Source organism: Aquabacterium sp. (genome assembly GCF_049274795.1).
GTDB lineage: Bacteria > Pseudomonadota > Gammaproteobacteria > Burkholderiales > Burkholderiaceae_C > Aquabacterium.
Genome location: NZ_JBASTH010000114.1, coordinates 1 through 2,685, shown reverse-complemented (window position 1 = coordinate 2,685; position 2,685 = coordinate 1). Strand labels below are relative to the sequence as shown.

Sequence of the window (2,685 nt, the reverse complement as noted above, 5' to 3'; positions counted from 1 at the left end):
GCAGTGGTTATATCTAATGATCTTTGAATTATGAAACTACCCTCCCTTCTTGTCATCCCGCACTTGATAGAGCGTATCCCTATGGGGATGCGGGATCCAGACCCTCCTTCATTCTGAAGAAACCTGGATTCCCGCCTGCGCGGGAATGACAGAAAGAAGGGTTTCGTAATTCAAAATCTTCTATTATAGTCTCAAGATATATGATATATTGTCCGTATATGAAAAAATATAAAATTGTTATTTTTATTTTCATTATTGCTTTGGGCATCTTTTTTCGATTTTTCCGGTTGAATGAAACCCCGCTCGGCCTATATCCCGACGAGGCAATGAATGGCAACAATGCGCTTGAAGCTCAAGCTACATATGACTATAAAATTTTTTATCAGGAAAATAACGGACGCGAAGGCTTGTTTATTAATATGCAAGCCGTCTCACTTGCTCTTTTCGAGAGAGAACCGTGGGCATTGCGCGGAGTATCTGCGGTGATGGGAGTACTAACCATTTGGGGAGTATTTCTCGTGACAAAAGAATTATTTTCCCAACGCGGTAATAAACGAAAACGTAGTGCCGCGACTACCGTTGCTCTGATCGCAGCATTTTTTATTGCCACATCCTATTGGCATATCAATTTTTCTCGCATCGGATTTCGCGCCATCATGTTCCCGCTTCTCACCGCGTTCGCGCTCTACTTTCTCCTCAAAGGCCTGCGCACAAAAAATATTTGGACTCTTGTCTGCGCGGGTTTTGTAACCGGCCTCGGATTTCATACCTATATCGCATTTAGATTTTTTCCCTTTGTTGCCGCGATCCCCATTATTGGCGAAGTGTGGCACTATTACCGCACCAAACCAGTTAACAAAAAAACAAAAACATTCGACCTCTCGTGCAGTCCATGCGCAATAGCGCTTTATCTTTTCGTGACGTTTGTTATTGCCCTACCCATTGGCGTTTATTTTCTCCAGAATCCCCAAGATTTTATCGGCAGGTCAAGCCAAGTTTCTGTCTTTGCCGCCGAGTCTCCGATCAAAACATTTATCGAATCGAATATTAAAACATGGGGTATGTTTGTTGCCCACGGTGACTGTAATTGGCGTCATAATTATGATTGCCAGCCCGCGCTCATATGGCCACTTGCATTCTTTTTTGTTATTGGCATTTTTGTGACCATTCGTGATCTCTTCAAACGAACCTATGAGCGCTCGTCAGTTCCTCTTGTTCTTCTCGGATGGCTTATTATTATGTCACTGCCTGCAACTCTTACGTGGGAAGGACTGCCCCATGCGCTCCGTTCCATTGGCATGATTCCTCCAGTCATGATTTTGTCCGCGTTCGGCTGTTGGCGCTTAACGCGCGCCCTCCTTGACTGGTTTGAACGACAAAAATCACGCTTCCCAGAAAAAATCTCCCAGCTTGCGAGAGTCCAAAAAGAACTCAAAATCCTCGTAATGCTTCTTCTGCTCATTGTGCCGATTTCCAGTTATCGCAACTATTTTAACTCCTGGGCAAATATTCCTGATACCTATTCCGCATTCGCCACCGATCTCTATCACATAGGACAATATCTGCGCGATAAACCCGCAGACGTAAGCGCATATGTGGTCGTTAATATGAGCGGCACCGAAGTGCGCGGTATTCCAATGCCGGCACAAACCGTTATGTTTGTCACGGATACATTCCGCGAAGCCGAGCGTATCGCCAAGCACATTACATACCTGCGCACTGACCAACTCGATCAAATTCGCATACAGGAAGGACAAAAAACTATGATTGTGTTTCTTAACGGCGATGACAAAAAAACCCTATCCATACTCCAGAAAAAATTTCCAGATTTTAAGACGCGCGCTCCCGGGGACTTTATTATATTAGAAAATTATTTTTAGAATACACGTCTCTGTTTCCTCCCCTAGCATAGGGGGGGGGTGAGGAGGGGTAAAGGTGTGGAGGAAGACATAGAGTTTCTATCCCTCACCCCTACCACCCCTAACCCCTCCTATACTAGGAGGGGGAATAAAAGAATAAAATATGGAACAACTACCAAAGAAATCACCCATCCTTGCATTCTTCATGTTAACCATCATGTTTGGGCTTCTTCTTAGCTCTATCTTGAATGAATCAGCAATCGTTGATGAACTTGCTCATATTCCAGCCGGCTACAGCTACGCGGTGCTTTCTGACTACCGACTCAATCCCGAACATCCACCGCTCTTGAAAGCGATTTCCGGAGTATTTGTCCGTACATTCGTAAATCCCCATTTTCCGACAGATATCGCCTCATGGAAGGATGAAATCAATGGTCAATGGGGTATGGGATATTCGTTTCTGTATGAGAACGGCAACGATGCGGATGCGATTATTTTTTGGGCACGCATTCCCATTATCCTGCTTGCCATTTATTTTGGCTGGCTTTTTTACCAATGGATCCAGAGGCGATTTGGTTCTCGCGTAGCACTGCTCACGCTTGCATTTTTCTGTTTCTCTCCCACTATGCTCGCGCACAGTCGCTATGTGACCACGGATCTTGGCGCGAGCTTTGGATTTTTTATAGGCATTGCGACATTTATCCAACTACTTGAGCGCCCCACCTTGCGCAATGCGATTATCGCGGGACTTTGTTTTGCCGTTGCCCAACTTCTCAAATTTTCCCTTGTACTTCTTGTGACAATATGCGGTCTGATGTTTATATGC

The 2,685-nt window shown here is 44.9% G+C and carries 2 protein-coding genes; both read left to right on the top strand.

Annotated features, from left to right (window positions below; translation table 11 throughout):
• Positions 1 to 218: 218 nt before the first annotated feature.
• Positions 219 to 1,880, top strand: coding sequence for a glycosyltransferase family 39 protein (locus WAQ08_RS19110; RefSeq protein WP_422193851.1), 1,662 nt, complete (start codon positions 219 to 221; stop codon positions 1,878 to 1,880).
• A gap of 142 nt (positions 1,881 to 2,022) precedes the next feature.
• On the top strand, positions 2,023 to 2,685 hold a 663-nt coding region (locus WAQ08_RS19105), incomplete at its 3' end, for an ArnT family glycosyltransferase (protein WP_422193850.1).

Coding starts and splice junctions, on each gene's coding strand:
- WAQ08_RS19110 (WP_422193851.1), top strand. CDS start 219: ATGAAAAAATATAAAATTGTTATTTTTATTTTCATTATTGCTTTGGGC.